General features: G+C 72.6%; 15 protein-coding genes and 3 pseudogenes. 9 read left to right on the top strand and 9 right to left on the bottom strand.

Features of this window, described 5'->3' with window-relative positions:
- Positions 1-482: 482 nt before the first annotated feature.
- Positions 483-2030 (bottom strand): Na+/H+ antiporter, encoded by a 1548-nt coding sequence (locus ACZ38L_RS01450; protein ID WP_465688107.1) that lies wholly within the window; start codon positions 2028-2030, stop codon positions 483-485.
- Positions 2031-2304: 274 nt separating this feature from the next.
- Here ACZ38L_RS01450 and ACZ38L_RS01445 point away from each other — a divergent pair.
- Positions 2305-2607: pseudogene (locus ACZ38L_RS01445) on the top strand (MarR family transcriptional regulator); the annotation flags it as partial.
- Positions 2608-3104: 497 nt separating this feature from the next.
- Here the strand turns inward: ACZ38L_RS01445 and ACZ38L_RS01440 are convergent.
- From ACZ38L_RS01440 to ACZ38L_RS01415, 6 genes and pseudogenes are all read right to left on the bottom strand, one after another.
- Positions 3105-3524 (bottom strand): annotated as a pseudogene (locus tag ACZ38L_RS01440) (chloride channel protein); the annotation flags it as partial.
- Positions 3525-4138: 614 nt separating this feature from the next.
- Complete coding sequence (locus tag ACZ38L_RS01435; protein WP_465688105.1) at positions 4139-4930, bottom strand: MTAP family purine nucleoside phosphorylase; 792 nt, start codon at positions 4928-4930, stop codon at positions 4139-4141.
- A 237-nt stretch (positions 4931-5167) separates the two neighbouring features.
- Complete coding sequence (locus ACZ38L_RS01430) at positions 5168-6991, bottom strand: glycoside hydrolase family 15 protein (RefSeq protein WP_465688103.1); 1824 nt, start codon at positions 6989-6991, stop codon at positions 5168-5170.
- A 247-nt stretch (positions 6992-7238) separates the two neighbouring features.
- Entirely contained in the window at positions 7239-7922 is a 684-nt protein-coding gene (locus tag ACZ38L_RS01425) for a class I SAM-dependent methyltransferase (protein WP_465688101.1), read from the bottom strand.
- Positions 7919-8422, bottom strand: coding sequence for a hypothetical protein (locus ACZ38L_RS01420; protein WP_465688099.1), 504 nt, complete (start codon positions 8420-8422; stop codon positions 7919-7921). The genes ACZ38L_RS01425 and ACZ38L_RS01420 overlap by 4 nt, the downstream gene beginning before the upstream one ends.
- A 2-nt stretch (positions 8423-8424) precedes the next feature.
- The gene (locus ACZ38L_RS01415; RefSeq protein WP_465688097.1) at positions 8425-9858 is read right to left on the bottom strand and encodes a molybdopterin-dependent oxidoreductase; all 1434 of its coding nucleotides are present in this window, start codon (positions 9856-9858) and stop codon (positions 8425-8427) included.
- 215 nt (positions 9859-10073) lie between these two features.
- On the opposite strand from ACZ38L_RS01415, the gene ACZ38L_RS01410 reads away from it, so the two are divergent.
- Together ACZ38L_RS01410 and ACZ38L_RS01405 are read left to right on the top strand one after the other, a co-directional pair.
- Entirely contained in the window at positions 10074-10517 is a 444-nt protein-coding gene (locus tag ACZ38L_RS01410; RefSeq protein ID WP_465688095.1) for a GtrA family protein, read from the top strand.
- A gap of 15 nt (positions 10518-10532) precedes the next feature.
- Positions 10533-10838 (top strand): annotated as a pseudogene (locus tag ACZ38L_RS01405) (integrase core domain-containing protein); the annotation flags it as partial.
- 129 nt (positions 10839-10967) lie between these two features.
- Here ACZ38L_RS01405 and ACZ38L_RS01400 read toward each other — a convergent pair.
- Positions 10968-11597, bottom strand: coding sequence for an alpha-ketoglutarate-dependent dioxygenase AlkB (locus tag ACZ38L_RS01400; RefSeq protein ID WP_465688093.1), 630 nt, complete (start codon positions 11595-11597; stop codon positions 10968-10970).
- Between the two features lie 176 nt (positions 11598-11773).
- Here ACZ38L_RS01400 and ACZ38L_RS01395 point away from each other — a divergent pair, with 176 nt between their 5' ends.
- Positions 11774-12361 (top strand): hypothetical protein, encoded by a 588-nt coding sequence (locus ACZ38L_RS01395; RefSeq protein WP_465688091.1) that lies wholly within the window; start codon positions 11774-11776, stop codon positions 12359-12361.
- A gap of 13 nt (positions 12362-12374) precedes the next feature.
- Here ACZ38L_RS01395 and ACZ38L_RS01390 read toward each other — a convergent pair whose 3' ends face one another.
- Positions 12375-12698 (bottom strand): nuclear transport factor 2 family protein, encoded by a 324-nt coding sequence (locus ACZ38L_RS01390; RefSeq protein ID WP_396559520.1) that lies wholly within the window; start codon positions 12696-12698, stop codon positions 12375-12377.
- A 172-nt stretch (positions 12699-12870) separates the two neighbouring features.
- On the opposite strand from ACZ38L_RS01390, the gene ACZ38L_RS01385 reads away from it, so the two are divergent.
- The 5 genes from ACZ38L_RS01385 to ACZ38L_RS01365 all read left to right on the top strand — a co-directional run bounded on the left by ACZ38L_RS01385 (position 12871) and on the right by ACZ38L_RS01365 (position 18116).
- Complete coding sequence (locus ACZ38L_RS01385) at positions 12871-14307, top strand: MFS transporter (RefSeq protein ID WP_465688089.1); 1437 nt, start codon at positions 12871-12873, stop codon at positions 14305-14307.
- Positions 14308-14430: 123 nt separating this feature from the next.
- Complete coding sequence (locus ACZ38L_RS01380) at positions 14431-15396, top strand: metal ABC transporter solute-binding protein, Zn/Mn family (RefSeq protein WP_396559516.1); 966 nt, start codon at positions 14431-14433, stop codon at positions 15394-15396.
- Positions 15393-16334, top strand: coding sequence for a metal ABC transporter ATP-binding protein (locus ACZ38L_RS01375; RefSeq protein WP_465688086.1), 942 nt, complete (start codon positions 15393-15395; stop codon positions 16332-16334). Before ACZ38L_RS01380 ends, ACZ38L_RS01375 begins: the two co-directional genes overlap by 4 nt.
- Complete coding sequence (locus ACZ38L_RS01370) at positions 16318-17238, top strand: metal ABC transporter permease (RefSeq protein WP_396559512.1); 921 nt, start codon at positions 16318-16320, stop codon at positions 17236-17238. Before ACZ38L_RS01375 ends, ACZ38L_RS01370 begins: the two co-directional genes overlap by 17 nt.
- Entirely contained in the window at positions 17235-18116 is an 882-nt protein-coding gene (locus tag ACZ38L_RS01365; RefSeq protein WP_465688083.1) for a metal ABC transporter permease, read from the top strand. The genes ACZ38L_RS01370 and ACZ38L_RS01365 overlap by 4 nt, the downstream gene beginning before the upstream one ends.
- Positions 18117-18253 lie beyond the last annotated feature (137 nt).

Here is an 18253-nt window from a genome sequence, read left to right as displayed (position 1 = left end):
TGGTTGGCGCCGCGCTCGGGAAAGAGCGACGACACCGGGCCCGTCGGCTTTCCGTGTCCGGCCGGTGGACTGCCACCATGCTTCTGACTGGGCACGCTCAAGCAGATCACCTCCGGCGGCACCGTCCCGGTGATGAACGCCGCCGTCGGCATCGAGGTCGCCTCTGGGCTGATCGTCCTGCTGGCCCGGCCGGATGCTGTACGTCCTATAACCGGCGGCCATGGGCTACCTGGTGCGCCGGGCGACTTACCAGCCGGATGCGGAGTTGGGCGAGTAGCAGGCCCAGCGTGACATCCGCGAGCTGGTCCGCGCCGGCTGGCTGGTTGCGAAGGGTGAGGCCCAGGGCCGTTACTGCATCGCCGGCCCGGACTGCCGGAGGAGATCACCCGCGGGGTTCGCGAGCCGCTGCCGCTGCGTGATCCGTACGTGTAGTCGGTGCCGGCCCGGAGTTGCTCTGAGTCTCTCCTCGGGTTTGTGGTCGGTCAGTGGTTGCCGAGTGCGGCTTCTTCGCGGTCGAGGTTGTGCTGCAGGCGTCGCCGGGTGGTGTCGCTGATCTGGTGTTGGTCGTAGAGGCGGTGCAGTTCGGTGTTCTGGACGGCTATCACCGTGCGCCGCAGTTCGCGGTACGGGGCGTCGACGGGGCTGCCGTCCGGTCCGTCGTCGGTGCGGTCGAGGCGGGCGTTGAGGGCTCGCCGGGCCCGGTCGATGGTGGTTTCCGGCATGGCGTCCAGGGCGGCGAGCTGCTCGACGTGGTCGAGTGCGGCCTGGTTGAGCGCGTCCTGGGCGTTGGCTTCCTCGCGGGCGGTGTGTTCGGGTTCCAGGGCGAGTCCGGAGCGCTTGACCACGGTGGCCAGGGTCAGGCCCTGGACGACCAGGGTGAAGACGATGACCGCGGCGGTCAGGACCAGGACCAGGGGGCGTCCGGTCAGGGCGGTGCCGTTGTTGGCGACCAGGGGGATGGACAGGGCGGCGGCCAGCGGCATCACGCCGCGGGTGCCGGCCCAGGTGACCACGCCGGCCACCCGCCAGGACAGCCCGCCGCGGCTGGGCTTGACCGCGCGGGTCAGCGGCAGGGTGCAGATCACCCGGACCGCGACCAGTACCACGGCCACCGCGAGGGCCTGCAGTGGCCACCAGATGCTGCCCGCCGGCAGGTTCCGGACGAGTTCCGGCAGCTCCAGGCCGACGATGCTGAAGACGACGCTCTCCAGCAGGAACACCACCACTGCGTAGACGGCGTGCAGCTGGAGGCGGATGTGGGCGTCGGTGAGGCGGTGGCTGGAGCGGCTGAGGAGGACGCCCGCCACGACCACCGCGGTGACGCCGGAGGTGTGCGCGGACTCCGCGAGCACGTAGGCCGCGTACGGCGTGACCAGGGCGATCACGGTCTCCAGCACCGGCTCGGTGGTGCGGCGGCGGACCAGCCACACCAGGCCCGCGACGGCGGCGCCGATCACGGTGCCGCCTCCGCCCATGAGCAGGAACTGCCCGACCGCAGCGGGCAGGCTCACCGCGGCCCCGGCGGCAACCGCGATGCCGGCGGCGACCTTGAACAGGACCAGGGAGGTGGCGTCGTTGAACAGGCTCTCGGCCTGCACCAGCACCTGCACGCGGCCGGGCAGCGCCAGGCGCCGACCGAGCGCGGTCACGGCCACCGGGTCGGTGCTGGCGAGGATCGCCCCGAGGACGAAGGCCATCGCGGGCGGCAGGCCGGTCAGTGCGACCGCCGCGAAGCCGACGGCCGCCGCCGAGGCGAAGACCAGGCCGAACGCGAGGATGGTCACCGGACGCCACACGATCCGTAGGTCGCGCAACGACAACTCCTCGGCGGAGGCGTACAGCAACGGTGGCAGCACGACCAGCGCGATCGTCTGGGGAGCAACGTGCAGCGCGGGTACCCCGGGGATCAGCGCCACGCCGATGCCGGCCAGGACCAGCAAGGAGGGGGCGGGCACGCGCCAGTGCCGGGCGAAGGTGGCCACGGCGGTGGCCAGAACGACCAGGAGCAGGACGATTCCAACGGCGTGCACCGGTGAGAGTTCCCATCACGACGAGCGGGGTCACTGCCGCCCGATCGCTGCAGTCGTCCCCCGAGCCGACCAGGCTTCCCGGCACACCGCTGGTCATCTTATCGGGACATTAGCGGTGTGCGGCAGGGGCTTACGTGAGGCGCGGGTTCGACGGCTGCTACGCGCCCTCGCGCCGAGGCTGTAGCGCCGGGCGGCATGACGGACATGCGTGTGGTGGCTGCTGGCTGCCGGCCCGGCTCAGGCTGCTCGTGGACCTCGTGGGAGCCGCCGGTCGATGTCTGGAGCCCGTGCCGGCTCGGGGCTTGGCGGATGGGGGTGGAAAGGACTCATGTCCGTTGACCAGCCGCAGCCCTGCAGCGACCCGCCGGCCGCCGAGGAGGATCTCGTCACCGCGGTGCTGACCGCTTCCCGTGTCCTGGTGGGGATTTCCGCCCGGTCGCTGGGGGAGGTGGCCGAGTCCTTGACGCTGCCGCAGTTCCGGATGCTGGTGGTGCTCGACAGCCGTGGTGCGATGAGCCTGTCGCGGCTGGCCGAGCTGCTCGCGGTCAACCCGTCCACGGCGATGCGGATGGCGGATCGGCTGGTGGCGGCCGGTGTGGTCGTGCGGGCGGAGAGTCCGCGCAATCGGCGCGAGGTCCTGTTCTCGCTCAGCGGCGAAGGGTCACGCACGGTCGCCGAGGTCACCGACCGCCGCCGTGTGGAGATCGCGCGGGTGGTCGATGCCATGCCGCCCGAGCAGCGGGCCGGCCTGGTCGACGCGCTGCACGCCTTCGCCGAGGCCGGGGCGGCGAGCCCGCCGCCCCGGCCCGCGAACTCGACCTGCTCGGCTGGTGACCGGCCGCTGCCCCGCCCGGCGACGGGCGGGGCAGCGGGCCGTTTCCGGGACGGCCGTCCCTCACGTGGCGGGGCGGGCCTGGGGTGGCGCTGCTCAGCTGTCGCCGGCCGTGGGCTGTGCGCCTGCCCGTGGCGGGTGGGCCTTGTGCAGGGCGGTCAGGACGGACTGGTGGGTGAGCCAGCCCGTCAGGCGGGTGTGGGTGGTGTCCAGGACGGGCAGGCCCGCGCCTTCGACCTGGAGGAGGCCGCGATGCCGCCGGCCGCGCCGCAGGCGACCAGGATCCGCATCCGGTCCTCGGGGACCTCGACCACGCGGCCGAGGGTGGAGCCGAGGGCAGGGCCGATCTGCACGATCGGCCCCTCGCGGCCCACCGAGCCGCCACCTCCGATGCACAGCGCGGAGGCCAGCGACTTCACCAGGGCGACCTGCGGGGCGATCCGCCCGCCCCGCCGGGCCACGGCGTACATCACCTCCGGCACCCCGTGCCCGCGCGCCTCCCGTGCGAAGCGCTGTACCAGCGGCCCGTACAGCAGGCCGGCGACCACCGGGGCCAGCAGCACGAACCAGCGCCCCAGGCCCGGCACGTGGGGGTTGGCCGCGTGCCCGGCGGCCGCGTAGTCGGCGTGACCGGACAGCGCCAGGGTGAACGTCCTGATCATCCAGCGGAAGGCGATCGCCCCCAGCCCGGCTCCGGCGCCGACCAGCAGGGCCAGCACGAGCAGGCCGGTCTTGGCCTCGCGCAGCGCGAAGGGTACGGCGTCGGGGCTGCGGCGCGCGGGTGCCGGAGGGCGGGGAGAGGGGAGGGCGGTGGTGTCAGCGGACACGTTTGCATTATGCAAAACATATCGTCGGAGCGCGCAAGGGGCGTCTCGTCCCGCGGTCGGCGCACGGGGTCTCCCGAGGCTCGCAGTGTGCGCCCGCGCTCGCCAGTACGCCCCCTCGGCACGCGCCCATCGCCCGCCGGGCATGGCGGCAGCAGGCCCGAACCGTCGAGCGTCAGCTCAACACCACCCGCGAGGTCTGGAGTGCCCTCGACGAAACCGTCGAGCACGCGGCCGGCCCGACCGCGTGCTCTGTGCCCTCTACGCGGTACACGACCGCCCTGGGTAACCGGTGCGCCGCGCCACCGGCCAGGCCGGCGCCGGCTTGAGGGAGTGGTGCACGTGACATCCGCGAACCCGTACGCGCACGGGACCACTACGTGCGCCGTGCTCAAAGCCCGACGGGTCGCGATGCTCGGGGCCGCGCCGAGGGGTGCGACCCCGCGTGCTGGTCAATCGTCGAACCGGTAGACGAAGCCGGCCGGCGGCATCGTGCCCACGGTCGACAAGGTGCGGGCGGCGAGCGCGGCGAAGACCCGGGTGCTGGCGGCCATGCGTTCCAGCAGCGCCGAGACCGGTTCGGGCACGGTGGCCACGCCGTTGGCGTAGTCGGTGACGTAACCGACCAGGGTGACGGGCAGCTCCGCCTCCCCGGCGAGGACCACTTCGGGCCCGGCGGTCTGGCTGACCGCGGTCACCCCGGCGGCGGCCAGGGCGCGGATCTCGCTGCGGGTGTTGAACCTGGGCCCGTCGACATGCCCGTAGACGCCGCCGTCCACGACCTGGTCGTGGGTTTCGCGGGCGGCTTGCAGGACGGTGCCTCGCAGCGGTTCGCTGAACGGTCCGGCGTCCAGGATCCAGTGTCCGCGCCCCTGCTGGCCCGGGGTGTCGAACCAGGTGCAGGGGCTTCCGTCGGGCAGGCGGTTGGAGGGGAAGTACAGGTCGTCGAAGACCACCAGCGACCCCGGCGCCGCGGCCGGGTCGACGGTCCCGCACACGGTGAACGACAGCAGCGCGTCGACCTTCAGTTCCAGCAGGGCGGCCAGGTTGGCGCGGTGGTCGACCTGATGGGACAACAGCCGATGGCCTTCGCCGTGGCGGGACAGGTGCACCACGTCGACCCCTTCGATGGTGCCTTCGGTGACGTCGACCGGCCCGTAGCGGGTGTCGACGCTCCTGGGCGTCGCGTGCTCGTGGAACGGCCAGCGGTAGCTGCCGGAGCCGGTGATGATGCCTACCCGCATGTGCGCTTCTCCGTGGGTCGCAGGACAGTTGGTCGGTCGTGGTGGCTGCTGGCGGTGGCCCGGCGGGTTCCGGCGCGGACCCCGATGAGGGGCCGCAGGCGGTGCGGTGCGGTGTTCTCGCCGGGGGCGAGGATCGCGTGCTGGACCCGGGGCGGCCGACCGCGTGGGCGACAGGGCCGCGCCGCTCGCGCGGAAGCGGGCCTTCGGTGGGGTTCATGCCGACCTCCCCGTGTTCGCCTACTGGGCGTGTGTTGCTTGTCGCTCGGCATCGCGGATGGCGCGAGCGGCGTTGATGAGCCCGATGTGGCTGAAGGCTTGGGGGAAGTTGCCGAGGGCCTCCGCTGTGGTGGTATCGGTTTCCTCGGCCAGCAGGCCGAGGTCGTTGGCGTGTGCGAGGGCGGCCTGGAAGACGTGTCGTGCGCGGGTGGTGTGGCCGGTGAGGGCGAGGGCTTGGGCGAGCCAGAAGGTGCACAGCAGGAACGCGCCTTCTTCTCCCTGAAGTTCGTCGGTGAGGTAGCGGCGGACCAGGCCGTGGTGGTCGGTCAGGTGGGTGGCGATGGCCAGCACGGTGGACTGGACGCGGGGGTCGTGCGGCGGCAGGAAGCCGACGATGGGCAGCATGAGCGCGGAGGCGTCGAGGTCGTCGCTGTCGAATGCCTGGGTGAAGGCGCCCAGTGCGGGGTTCCAGCCGCGTTGTTCGATGGCTTGGCGGATCCGGTCGCGCTCGTGCCGCCAGTGGGGCAGGCGCTCCTCGGCCTGGAGGGCGGGGGCCATGGCGATGGCGCGGTCCAGGGCGACCCAGCACATCAGTTTCGAGTGGAGGAAGTGTCTGCTGGGTCCGCGTCTTTCCCAGATGCCCTGATCCGGTTGGCTCCACCGCCGGGCGGCTGTCTCGGCCGCCTGGAGCAGGAAGGTGCGGGTGGCCGGGTCGAGGGGGTCAGCGGGCGGGAGGGTCTGGTGGGCGGCGTCGAGGAGTTCGCCGTAGACGTCGAGTTGGCGTTGGCGCCAGGCGTCGTTGCCGATCCGAACGGGGCCGCTGTTGCGCCAGCCGGTCAGGTGGGGCAGGAGCCGTTCGCTCAGGTCACGTTCGCCGCCGATGCCGTACATGATCTGCAGGTCGACGCCGCGGTCGAGTGGGGTTGCCGCGGCCCGGGCGAGGAAGCCGAAGAAGCGGTTCTTCTCCTTGTCGCAGGCGGCTGTGGAAAGCGCCTGAATGGTGAAGCTCGCGTCGCGGACCCAGGTGTAGCGGTAGTCCCAGTTGCGCGTTCCGCCCGTCCTCTCGGGCAGGGAGGTGGTGGGCGCGGCGACGATCGCCCCGGTGGGAGCGAAGGTCAGGGCTCGCAGCACGCGTCCGCTGTGGCCCACCTCGTCCTGCCAGGGGCCGACGTAGCCGCGGTGGAGCTTCGACCAGGAACGCCAGCCTGCGATGGTGTCGGACGTGCGGCGCCGGATCCGCCCCGCCCGCCAGCCCACCGACTCGCTTTCCCATGCCGGCCCGACGTGCAGGGCGAATCCGAGGCGGTGCCCCGCCGGGAGCGGGATCCGGCCGTGCGCTGTGGAGCCGCTCACGTGGAGGTCGACGGGGCTCGACAGCAGCAGGACATGGGCACCCCCGTAGGCCGCGATCCCACCTCGCCCGGCTGACAGGAGTGGGTGGACGAGTCCGAACTCCGGGCGCGGCGCGTAGGAGATCTCGATGTCCACCCGCCCTTCGGTGCAGGTGATCTGCCGCAGGAGCACACCGGGCGAAGCGGTGCCGAGCGCGTGCCCGCGTTCGCGCCGCCCCAGAGCGAGGGCATCGTGCAGGACCGCCGTGCCCTCGGTCGTGCGGAAGGTCGTCTCCAGCACGAGGGTGTCCCGGACGTAGCGGCGGCTGATGTCGACCGGGCCGGTGGGGCGGATGGACCAGTGGCCGGCGTCCTCGTCGAGGAGTCGGGCGAAGATCGCCGGGCTGTCGAACCTGGGCAGGCAGAGCCAGTCCACCGAGCCGTCGGAGGTGACCAGCGCGGCCGAGCGGCAGTCGGACAGCAGGGCGTGGTCACCGATCGGTCGCGCGCTCATGCGCCGCAGCCCGTCCGCCTCGGGCCGGACGCGGCCCGGCCAGGACGACTTGAGCGCTCGCCTGCGCCGCAGGTCTCTCCAGGTGCTTGACGAGTGTCATCGATCCCGGCCTCCCTGCACGGCGGATTCACCACCAGCCAATCAGCACGATCGGTGGATCGCACGTGCCGGCCGCCGGCGGTTGCGCCGACCGGGTGGCACGATCCGGTGCCGCGCTCGGCGTCTGGCCGGCGTGGGCAGCCCCGCCTCAGCGACGACGGCCCGAGGTCGAGTCCTGGCGGCCGAGGGCGAGGAAGCATCGGTTGCCGCGTCTCCACTGGTCGGTCACGCTGAGCGCCAAGTCCTCGGCGATCCTGTGGAGCGCTGGTGCTCCCAGGCGTGCCCAGGGAAAGGGCGGGCCCTGGTGGCCGTGGTTGTCTTCGAGCTGGGCGGTGCAGCGCTCCTCGACATCATCGTCGGGGTCGGCCTCGACGAGGAGGACACCCGTTGGGGCGGTGAGCTGAATGCAGCGGCACAGCAGGGCGCGCGGGTCGCCTCCGATGCCGATGTTGCCGTCGTTGAGCAGGACGGTCCGCCAGTCTCCCTCGGCCGGTAGCCGGTCGAAGACCGATCGGCACAGTGCGATTCCGCCGAGGGCGGTGGTGTGGGCCACCGCGCGGGGGGTCACGTCGACGCCGAGCGCGAAGACCCCGCGACCCAGGAGCGCCCTGCACAGCCGGCCTGGTCCGCAGCCTACGTCGAGAACGGGGCCGACGCAGTGTTCGAGCATCAATTCGTCGGCCACGGTGGGCTGCGCGAACCAGCGGTGCACCGGCATCCGGATCCGGCGCCCGTCCCCCAAGCGCAGGTACACCGGTTCGTGACCGGTTCGCAGGGCCAGTGCGTAGGGGTCCTCCCCGGTGTGGGACGGCCCGTCCTCGTCGGTCGTCACGGTGCGGCGCCGTGACCTGGTGCGGGTCGTTCCTCGTCGGCGCGGGCGGCCCGCCGGACGCGGCGGAGCTTGAGAGCGAAGGCCAGCGCGGAGACGGCGAAGAGCGCGGCGGTGATGGCCAGCCAGCGGCCGAGGTAGATGCCTTCGGGCAGTCGTGCGGCATCGGGGTAGGGGATCGACAGGTCGAGGATGAGGGGGAACCAGACGAGCAGGAGAACGCCGGAGAGGAAGGCCGGCACGCGCAGGTAGTTGATCCACGGCACCCGCGGTACGCGGGGCGCTCGATGCCGCAGGACGGCCTGTCCCGACAGGTCGGCGAGTGAGTACAGGGGCAGCAGGATCAGGTCGTGGAGGATCGCCGCCCCGACGAACCAGATCGCGACCTCGAGCGGGCGGACGGCGAACAGACGTACCAGGGCGTAGCCGGTGAGGGCGAACGAGGCGATCAGGACGAGGAGGTGGAGGGGGCTGGAGCCGTACCAGCGGACGAAGCGCGTCATGGTCAGGTCCTGAAGGTGAGTCGGTGCACCCACTTGGTGTTGTTCACGCCGGGGTTGGCCGGGACGATGACGCGGGCCGGGTATCCGTGGTCGAGCGAGAGGTCCGCGCCGTTGACGCGCAGGGCGAGCAGCGATCGGGGGTCGTGGATCTGGTTGCCCCGCAGGACCACCGAGCTGTAGGGGCCGGGTGGTTGGACGGATTCCACCAGGACGCTTCCGGCGTCGGGTAGGCCCGCCAGGGTGGCGAGGTCGGTCAGCCGGAGGCCGCGCCAGTGCTGGTCGGAGGTGGACCAGCCCTCCACGCAGGCGATCGGCAGGGCGGCGGCGTGCTGGGGCATCGCGAGGAGCTGTGCGCGGGTGAGGACGAGCGTCGGCCCCGGGCCGTGGATCTCCAGTCGCCAGTCGGGGCCGACGTGCGCGGGGGCGACGCCGACGGCCGCGGCGGTCTTGTTGACCTGGAAGCCGTTCGGGCCACCGCCCGGGTCGCGGTTGTGCGGCGCGAGAAGGGCGGTGCTCCGCAGCCGGCCGCCGATGCTCTGTCCCGCGGTGACCACCAGGAGGAGCAGCGATCCGCCCCCCACCATGGCGAGTGCGCCGCGCCGCGCCATCGTCGGCGCCGCGGGCTCGATCGGGACCAGGCCGTCCGGGTCGGCCGGCTCCGGCCGGGTGTCGTCGAGGCCGGTGCGCAGCTCCGTCAGCAGGTGGCGGGAGCGCAGCGCGCGGGTCATCCGGCCGAGTTTGAGGCACACGTGGACGACGAAGGCGGCGATGAACACCCAGGCGCCGTAGAAGTGCAGGGTGTAGAAGGAGCCGGGGAAGATGTAGTAGAGCTGGATGTTGAGGATCCCGGTGACGAACTCGAAGACGACCCCGCCCACCAGTGCCAGCAGTGACAGCCGCTCCAGCGCGTGGGCGGCGCTGCGGGCCGGCGGCCACTCGAAGAGCTTCGGGATCACCGACCACAGTTTGGCCAGCACCACCGGCACCAGGACCACGCCGAGGGTCACGTGCACGCCCTGGGTGAGCCGGTAGAGCCAGTAGGGATGTGTGGGCCAGTCGAAGAGGTAGAAGCCCAGCAGGCCCTTGTCCGGGGTCTGGTCGTTGAGTGCGCCGAGGCCGGGGTTGTAGGCGGCGTAGGACAGCGCGCCGGTCACGAAGAGGACCGGGATGCCGATCAGCAGCACCAGGCCGAAGACGGAGGTCAGCCAGGGCCCGCGGATGGGGCTGCGCCAGAAGGCGGGACGGAACGGCCCCGGGGGCGCAGGGGTCTGCTCGATTCGCCGCACGAGGGCCCGGGCACGAGCGGCTGCCTCGGTGGTCCGTGCCGCCGCGGCGGCGCGAACGCGTTCGAGGCGCCCCCGCGCGTGCCCCTCGTCCGAACTCGGGCGCCGCGGCCCGTCGGAGCCCGGGGCCGGCGGCCGTCCGCTACTGTCCATCGGCTGCCTCCGCTGTCCCCGGGCCGGCTTTCGAAGGGGTGGTTCGAGCTCCGGCACGCCGTCAGTGCCCGTCAGGTCGTCAGCTCCAACCTGGCACAGGTCGGGGCGGCTTTCCGTGTCCGGCGTGCATGCGGGTGTCCGTCGCCAGCCGAACGGTCGAACCGGCGCTCCGCAGGGCTCGACGGGTCCCCACACGGTGGCCTCATGATGGTGGGGTGCGACGCCTCAGCACACGGTGCAGTGCCTCCGCCCGGCCCGGCCGCACGGTGCCGACCAGGGAGGTGTGCTGGTTCGTCGGGATCGGCGTCGCCTCCACGGTGGCCCAGGCATTGCTGTACTGGGTTCTGCGCCACTGGTCGCCGCCCGTCCTGGCCAACTTCGCCTCCCTGCTCGTCGTCACCGTCCTCAACACGGAGGCCAACCGCCGGCTGACCTTCCGCGGCTCCGCGGTCCGGGCCCTCCAAGCGCACCTGGCCGCAGGTGGCCTGTTCGTCCTGGCGTACCTGGTCACCTCTGGCGCTGTCCTGCTCTTCCGGCACTACCGGCCCGCCGCCTCACCAGCGGCGGAGCTCCTGGTGCTCGCACCGAGCTTCGCCCTGGTGACCGTGGTGCGCTTCACCGTCCTGCGGATGGTCGTCTTCCGACGCCGCCACCGATGACCCCTCGCGCCCGATGTGGCGCCGCCGCCGTCACGATGCTCCTGGCAGACAGTGTTGCAACGACTGGTTGAACTTGGTGAATACAGCCGTGAGGCCTACAACCACCTGTGTGATCGGCTCGGCGTCGTCCAGTCCATGGGACGTGTCGGGTCGGCGCTGGACAACGCGGCGGCTGAGAGCTTCCACTCCACGATCAAGGTCGAGCACATCCACCGGCACCGCTTCGCCACCCGGACCGAAGCCCGCTTGAAGATCGCGACCTGGATCACGGGCTTCTACAACATCCGCCGACGGCACAGCGCGGCTGGCGGCCTACCGCCCGTGGACTTCGAACGGATCATCAGCAAGGCACGAGCCGAGGCCCGTCAGGAGGCCAAGGCCGCACAGCGGAGGACTCCACGGCTACAGGGGATTGACAACCGTGGCATCCCCCGAACGGGTGACGGGCGGTCAGCGCACGTCGCGCGGGCGGAACTGGACGCTGATCCGCGGGCCGACCGGTCGGGCGGTCTTCGGCACCGCGTGCTCCCAGGTGCGCTGGCAGGAGCCGCCCATCACCAGCAGGTCGCCGTGGCCCAGCGACCGCCGCACGGTGGGACCGCCGCCGTGCCGGGGGCGGAGCAGCAGCGGGCGTGGTTCGCCGACCGAGAGGATCGCGACCATGGTGTCCTCGTGGGCGCCGCGGCCGATGGTGTCGCCGTGCCAGGCGACGCTGTCCCGGCCGTCGCGGTAGTAGCAGAGGCCGGCGGTGCGGAAGGGCTCGCCCAGCTCGGCGGCGTAGTGCGCGCTGAGCGCCGCGCGGGCCTCGGCCAGCACGGGGTGGGGGAGCGGGTCGTCCTCTCCGTAGTGGGCGAGCAGCCGGGGGACGGCCACCACCCGCTCGTACATCCGGCGCCGCTCGGCCTGCCAGGGGACGTGGACGACGAGGTGTTCGAACAGGGCGTCGGCGCCGCTCAGCCAGCCCGGCAGGACGTCCAGCCACGCGCCCTGGCCGAGCACCGTCCGGCGGGCGGCGCTCAGCGGGCCGAGGCCGAGCTGGTCGGCCGCCGCGAAGAGCGATCCCTGGAGGTGAGTGGTCATGGCATCAGGGTACGCCCGAATGGGAACGAGTGTTCGAACATGCGGGCATGTGTGCGGGCCTCCGTACAGCTGTGCGGTGCCTGGTGGCGGTCGGGATCGGCTGTCCGGATCGGCCCTCGGGGCACCCGTCGGCCGCGCTAGATTCGGTGCGGGCAGACCGAGGCGAGGAGGCCGTCGTGCACGAGCTGGAGCCGGAGCTGGAGACCGCGGAGGACGACCCGCAGCGCTGGTGGGAGGCCGACGCGGCGGTGCTCGGTCCGGCCGCCGCGCTGGACGTGGCGATGTACTGGGCGCGACGGATGGCGGACTGGTCGGCCGGGCACGATCCGCGGGTGGCGGGTGCCGACCTGGAGGCGGTCCGGACCCTGCTGGGGCTGGCCGTCTACCGGTCCGCACAGCTGGAGGGGGTGGCCGATCCGGGTGGGCTGCCCACCCTGATGCCGATGATCATGCTGTCCCGGAGCAAGGCGCCGTCCACCGCGGCGGTCCGGCCGCTGGGTCACCTGGGTGCCGGCCGGCTGCGGCTGGCCGACCGGGAGCGGATCCGGGCCGCGCTGGCGGACCCGGATCCGGCGGTGTTCGAGACGTTGCGCAAGGAGACGGTGATGGTCCTGGTCTCCAACACCGACCACGCCCGCACGGTGCTGGGGATCCGGAGCAACGACAGCGCGGTGTGGACCGAGCGGCCGCTGATCCCGCTCGCCTCGCGGCACCTGGAGCTGCCGGACGCGGACCTGGCCTGGGACTGGTACAGCGCGGCCTGAACGCCGCCGGGCCTCAGGCCTGACCGGTGTCGAAGCGGCTGATCCGGCCGTCGGCGATCTCGAACTGCCAGCGGGTGCGCATCTCGCCCCAGGTCTCGTTGGTGAAGCGGGCGACCAGCTTCCGGCCGTCCTTCGACTCCTGCTCGACCGCCATCCGGCCGTTGGAGGAGAAGATCTCCCGGTCCACCCAGGCATCGAGGTCGCGGTCGCTGCCGTCGTCCGACATCGTGGCGCCGTCGGCGAGCAGCTTGAAGAAGGCCTGGCGGTCGCCGCTGTTGACCGCGCCGACGAAGGCGCGGACGGTCGGGTCGGAGAGCTGGTCGGGTGAGATGGCCATGGGGACTCCCGGGTCGGGGTTGGTGGGGGCGGTGCCGTCCAGTCAAACGCACGATCGGGAGCGGGTCGCGGGAACGTGCGCCGTCCAGGTGGTCGGCGCCGGGTGACGGGCCTCCCGCCGGGGCGAACGCATCTGCTATCGAATAGCTCGGTGACCGATGTAATCTGAACACATGCGCGAGCACCGTGTTCCCCCGTCTCCTGCCGTGCCCGGGCTGCGTGCCCTGCTCACCACCGAGCGGCCCCGGCCGGAGCTGATCCGCCGGCACCCCGCGGCCTGGCGGCTGGCGGTGGCCACGGTCTGCTTCGGTGCCTTCATGGGGCAGCTGGACGCCAGCATCGTGACCCTCACCTACCAGCCGCTGCGCGAGGAGTTCCACAGCGGTCTGGCCGGGGTCGAGTGGGTCTCGCTGGCCTACCTGCTGGCCCTGGTCGCGCTGCTGGTCCCGGTCGGCCGGCTCTCCGACGTGCACGGCCGCAAGCTGTTCTACCTGTACGGCTTCGCGGTCTTCACGGCCGCCTCGGCCGCCTGCGGCCTGGCACCGGGGCTGGCCGCGCTGGTCGGGTTCCGGGTGGTGCAGGCGGTGGGTGCCGCGCTGATGCAGGCCAACAGCGTCGCCCTGGTGACCACCAGTGCGCCGGCGGACCGGATGCGTGGCGCGCTCGGGATCCAGGCCGCCGGCCAGGCGCTCGGACTGGCACTCGGGCCGACCGTCGGCGGTGCACTGGTGGACACCCTGGGCTGGCGCTGGGTCTTCCTGGTCAACGTGCCGATCGGTGTGCTGGCCCTGGTCGGCGGCCACTACCTGCTGCCGCGCACCCGCCAGGGCGCGGACCACGGGCGAATAGACGTGCGGGGCGTGCTGCTGCTGGCCTGCTCCAGCACGGCGGCCCTGCTCGCGCTCTCAGTGGCCTCCGGGCTCGGCCTGCCGCTCTGGACGGTGCTCGGGCTGGTGCTGATCGCCGGCCTGGCCGGCTGGGCGTTCGTCCGACGGCAGCGCAGCTGCCCGCGGCCGCTGCTGGACCTCGCGCTGCTGCGGGCCGGGCGGATCGGTCCGGGCCTGCTCGCCGGGCTCTGCGGCTACCTGGTGCTCTTCGGACCGCTGGTGCTGGTTCCGGTCGCGCTGGCCCGGCACGGCACGGCGCCGCTGACCACCGGGCTGGTGCTGACCGCGCTGCCGGTCGGCTTCGCGGTCGCCGCCACCACCGCCGAGCGGCTGCTCCCGGCGGGCTGGTCCGACCTGCGGCGCAGCCGGATCGGGGCGGCCGGCTGTCTGGTGGCGCTGGCGCTGCTCGTGGCGCTGCCGCTGCGGGCCGGCACGCTGCCCTGGTCGCTGGCGCTGCTCGGGCTGGCACTGGGGGTGCTGATCCCGGCCAACAACACCCTGGTGATGCGGGCGATCCCGGCCGGCTCGGCGGGGACCGGGGGTGGCATGGTCAACATGACCCGCGGTCTGGGCACCGCGATCGGGGTCGCCGCCGTGACGCTGGCCCTGCACCTGGCCCCGGGGGACGGCGGGCCGAGGGCCGCCGGGTTCGTGCTGCTGGGCTTCGCCGCGTTGGCGCTGGTCACGACCGTTCCGCTGCGGTTGTCCGTCAAGTTTTGGTAATGATTATCAGCATTATGACAGCTGGGCTGGTTCTGAAAATCGTTTCTGACTAGCGTGAGTGGTGTCGAACCGTGCCGGACACCGCTCAGTCGGGGTCCGCCGCTCCCGAGGAGTCCCCACCCCATGCGCGTCCCCCTGTCCCGTCCCGGCCGCCGGCCCGTCGCACGGCTGGCGATCGGCGCCGCCGCCGTCGCGACTCTCGCGGCGACCACGAGTGCCTGCTCCACCGCCTCCCCGGCGCGGAGCGCGGCCGGCTCCACGGGCGGCGGCAAGGTGATCCAGGTCGCCGCGGCGGAGAACTTCTGGGGCAGCATCGCGAGCCAGCTCGGCGGTGACCACGTGAAGGTGACCAGCATCGTCACCAACCCGGACACCGACCCGCACTCCTACGAGCCGACCACCGCCGACGCCCGGACGGTCACCGGCGCATCGTTCGTGATCACCAACGGGATCGGCTACGACGCCTGGTCCGACAAGCTGCTCGCCGACAGCCAGGTGAGCGGTCGGACCGTGCTCAAGGTCGGTGACCTGCTCGGCAAGAAGCCCGGGGACAACCCGCACCAGTGGTACTCGGCGGACAGCCTCCACCAGGTGATCGACCAGATAACCGCCGACTACCAGAAGATCGACCCGGCCGACTCGGCGTACTTCGCCGACCAGAAGCAGACCTTCGAGACCACCACGCTGGCCCAGTACAACCAACTGGAATCCGACATCAAGGCGAAGTACGCGGGCACGCCGATCGGTGCCTCGGAGTCCATCGTGACCCCGCTGGCCGAGACCCTGGGCCTCAAGATGCTCACCCCGGAGACCTTCCTGGACGCCGAGAGCGAGGGCACCGACCCGACCGCCGGCGACAAGGCCCTGATCGACCAGCAGATCGCCACCAAGCAGATCAAGATCTACGTCTACAACACGCAGAACTCCGACCCCGACGTGATGGCCCAGGTGAGCGCCGCCAAGGCCCAGGGCATCCCGGTCGCCACGGTCACCGAGACGCTGGCTCCCGCGAACGCGACCTTCCAGGCCTGGCAGACCCAGGAGCTCCAGGGCATCGAGGCCGCACTGCACCAGGCGACGGGCAAATGAGCCGGCAGCTGGTCCTCGGCACGGACCCCACGACGGCGCCGGCCACCACGCCGGGCACCGACCCGGTGCTCGCGCTGCGCGGGGCGGCGGTGCGGGTGGGCGGACGGACCCTCTGGTCCGGGGTCGACCTCACGGTCGGCCCGGGCGAGTTCACCGCCGTGCTCGGCCCGAACGGGGTGGGCAAGTCCACCATGGTCAAGGTGCTGCTCGGGGTGCTGCCCGCGGCGGCCGGTGAGGTGCGGGTGCTCGGCGCCCAGCCCGGCGCCGCCAACGCCCTGGTGGGCTACCTGCCGCAGCGGCGCAGTTTCGACCCCGGCCTGCGGATCCGCGGCATCGACGTGGTCCGGCTCGGCCTGGACGGTGACCGGTGGGGGATCCCGCTGCCCGGCCTGCGCACCGCGCGCCGGCGCGCCGAGCACGAGCGGATCGCCGAGGTGATCGAGCTGGTCGGCGCCACGGCGTACGCGCACCGGCCGATCGGGCAGTGCTCGGGCGGGGAGCAGCAGCGACTGCTGATCGCCCAGGCGCTCGTGCGCCGGCCCCGACTGCTGCTGCTGGACGAGCCGTTGGACAGCCTCGACCTGCCGAACCAGAGCGCCGTGGCGGCGCTGCTGGGGAGGATCTGCCACCAGGAGGGGGTGTCGGTGGTGATGGTCGCCCACGACGTCAACCCGATCCTGCACCAGCTGGACCGGGTGGTCTACCTGGCCGAGGGCGGCGCGGTGGCCGGCACGCCGGAGCAGGTGATCACCTCGGAGACGCTCACCCGGCTGTACGGCACTCCGGTCGAGGTGCTGCGCACCGCGGGCGGCCGGCTGGTCGTGGTCGGACAGCCGGAGGCGCCCGCGCGGCACGGCGACCGGCACGCGGACACGACGCCGGTGGTCCCCCAGGTCGTCGCGCAGCGGAGCGGAGACGGTGATGACGCTGCTGGCTGACGGGTCGGGGCCGGTGTTCTCCTGGAACCTGGTCGCCGACTTCCAGGACATGTGGTCGTACGTGTTCATGGTGAACGCCTACCGGGCCGGGGCCGTCGTGGGGGCGGTCTCGGCCGTGGTGGGCTGGTTCATGGTGCTGCGCCGGCAGACCTTCGCCGGGCACACCCTCTCGGTGGCGGCCTTCCCCGGTGCCGCGCTGGCCACCCTGCTGGGGGTGAGCGTCTCGCTGGGCTACTTCGGCTTCTGCGTGGCCGCCGCGCTGGTGATCGCCGCGCTCGGCCGGCGCGGCCGGTCGGGCGGCGCGGAGGAGTCGGCCGGCACCGGTACCGTCCAGGCCTTCGCGCTGGCCTGCGGTTTCCTCTTCCTCACCCTCTACAAGGGGTTGCTGGAGGGACCGGAGGCGCTGCTGTTCGGCAGCTTCCTGGGCATCACGAGCGACCAGGTGCTGGTGCTGGCGGTGGTGGCCGCGGTGGTGCTCGGGGTGCTGGCGCTGATCGGGCGCCCGCTGCTGTTCGCCTCGATCGACCCGGAGGTCGCGGTCGGCCGCGGGGTGCGCGTGCGGCTGCTCTCCGTCGTCTTCCTGGTGCTGCTGGGAGCGGCTACCGCGGAGGCCAGCCAGATCACCGGCACGCTGCTGGTCTTCGCGTTGATGGTGATACCGGCCGCGACCGCGCAGCAGTTGACCGCGCGGCCGGGGCTGGGGCTGTTGCTCGCGGTGCTGCTCGCCGTCGGAGCCTGCTGGCTCGGCTTGTTCGCCGCGTACTACCAGCCGTACCCGCTGGGCTTCTTCGTGACGACCTTCGCGTTCGGCGGGTACGTGCTGGCCCATCTGGTGCGCTGGGTACGGGAGTCGCCCGGACGGACCGCTCGGGCGACCGCGGCGGTGGCGGGGGGTGCGCTGTGACCAGCTCGCTGGCCGGTACCGCCATCATGACCCAACCGTTCTTCCAACACGCCCTGCTGGCCGGCACGTTCATCGCGCTGGCGTGCGGGCTGGTGGGCTACTTCCTGGTGCTGCGGGCGCAGATCTTCACCGGTGACGCGCTCAGCCACGTCGCGTTCACCGGCGCGATGGCCGCCCTGGCCGGCGGTTACGACCTGCGGCTCGGCCTCTTCGTGGCGACCATCGGGGTCGGCCTGCTGCTGGGTGGGCTGGGTCGGCGCGGGCGGCCGGACGACGTCGTGATCGGCAGTGCCTTCGCCTGGATCCTCGGGCTGGGCGCGTTCTTCCTGACCGTCTACACCACCTCGCGCAGCGGCGCCGGCCAGGGCGGGGCCGGGACCACCGTGCTGTTCGGTTCGATCTTCGGCCTGGGCGGCAGCGCGACCACGGTCGCCGTGCTGATCGCCGGCGGCTGCTGCCTGGCGCTGCTGCTGATCGCCCGGCCGCTGCTCTTCGCGACCCTGGACGAGGCGGTCGCGGCGGCCCGCGGGGTGCCGGTGCGGATGCTCGGCTTCGGGTTCCTGGCGCTGGTCGGGGCGTGCGCGGGGGAGGCCACCCAGGCGGTGGGCTCGCTGTTGCTGCTCGGGCTGCTGGCCGCGCCGGCGGGCGCGGCGCTGCGACTGACCGAACGGCCGTTCCGCGGGCTGGCGTTGTCCGCGGCCTTCGCGGTCGGCGAGCTGTGGGCCGGGCTGCTGCTGAGCGCCGAGTTCCCCACGCTGCCGCCGAGCTTCAGCATCATGGCGGCGGCGACCGCGGTGTACGGCGCGACCTTCCTGCTCCGGCCCGGCCGGGCGGGGCGCGGGCGGGCGCTCCCGGCGGGGGCCGGGGCGGCCGGCTGAGGCGCCTGCTCCGGCACTGCTTCGCGCGCCCGTCGGCCAACGGCCGGCGGGCGCGTCGGCGTTCACCAGGAGGTGGCCGGTTGTGCTGCTGAGTGCCCGCCGGTTGATCTACAGTGCTGCAGGTCATAACCCGTCAC

This window comes from Kitasatospora sp. NPDC024654, assembly GCF_055559155.1.
The sequence above is the reverse complement of the archived record's forward strand: the minus strand, read 5'-3'. Positions and strand labels throughout refer to the sequence as shown.

What these genes read in the sequence shown, in the direction of transcription:
- ACZ38L_RS01435 (WP_465688105.1), bottom strand. Translation starts at nt 4,930, where the DNA reads ATGCGGGTAGGCATCATCACCGGCTCCGGCAGCTACCGCTGGCCGTTC.
- ACZ38L_RS01430 (WP_465688103.1), bottom strand. Translation starts at nt 6,991, where the DNA reads ATGAGCGCGCGACCGATCGGTGACCACGCCCTGCTGTCCGACTGCCGC.
- ACZ38L_RS01420 (WP_465688099.1), bottom strand. Translation starts at nt 8,422, where the DNA reads ATGACGCGCTTCGTCCGCTGGTACGGCTCCAGCCCCCTCCACCTCCTC.
- ACZ38L_RS01415 (WP_465688097.1), bottom strand. Translation starts at nt 9,858, where the DNA reads ATGGACAGTAGCGGACGGCCGCCGGCCCCGGGCTCCGACGGGCCGCGG.
- ACZ38L_RS01400 (WP_465688093.1), bottom strand. Translation starts at nt 11,597, where the DNA reads ATGACCACTCACCTCCAGGGATCGCTCTTCGCGGCGGCCGACCAGCTC.
- ACZ38L_RS01390 (WP_396559520.1), bottom strand. Translation starts at nt 12,698, where the DNA reads ATGGCCATCTCACCCGACCAGCTCTCCGACCCGACCGTCCGCGCCTTC.
- ACZ38L_RS01385 (WP_465688089.1), top strand. Translation starts at nt 12,871, where the DNA reads ATGCGCGAGCACCGTGTTCCCCCGTCTCCTGCCGTGCCCGGGCTGCGT.
- ACZ38L_RS01380 (WP_396559516.1), top strand. Translation starts at nt 14,431, where the DNA reads ATGCGCGTCCCCCTGTCCCGTCCCGGCCGCCGGCCCGTCGCACGGCTG.
- ACZ38L_RS01375 (WP_465688086.1), top strand. Translation starts at nt 15,393, where the DNA reads ATGAGCCGGCAGCTGGTCCTCGGCACGGACCCCACGACGGCGCCGGCC.
- ACZ38L_RS01370 (WP_396559512.1), top strand. Translation starts at nt 16,318, where the DNA reads ATGACGCTGCTGGCTGACGGGTCGGGGCCGGTGTTCTCCTGGAACCTG.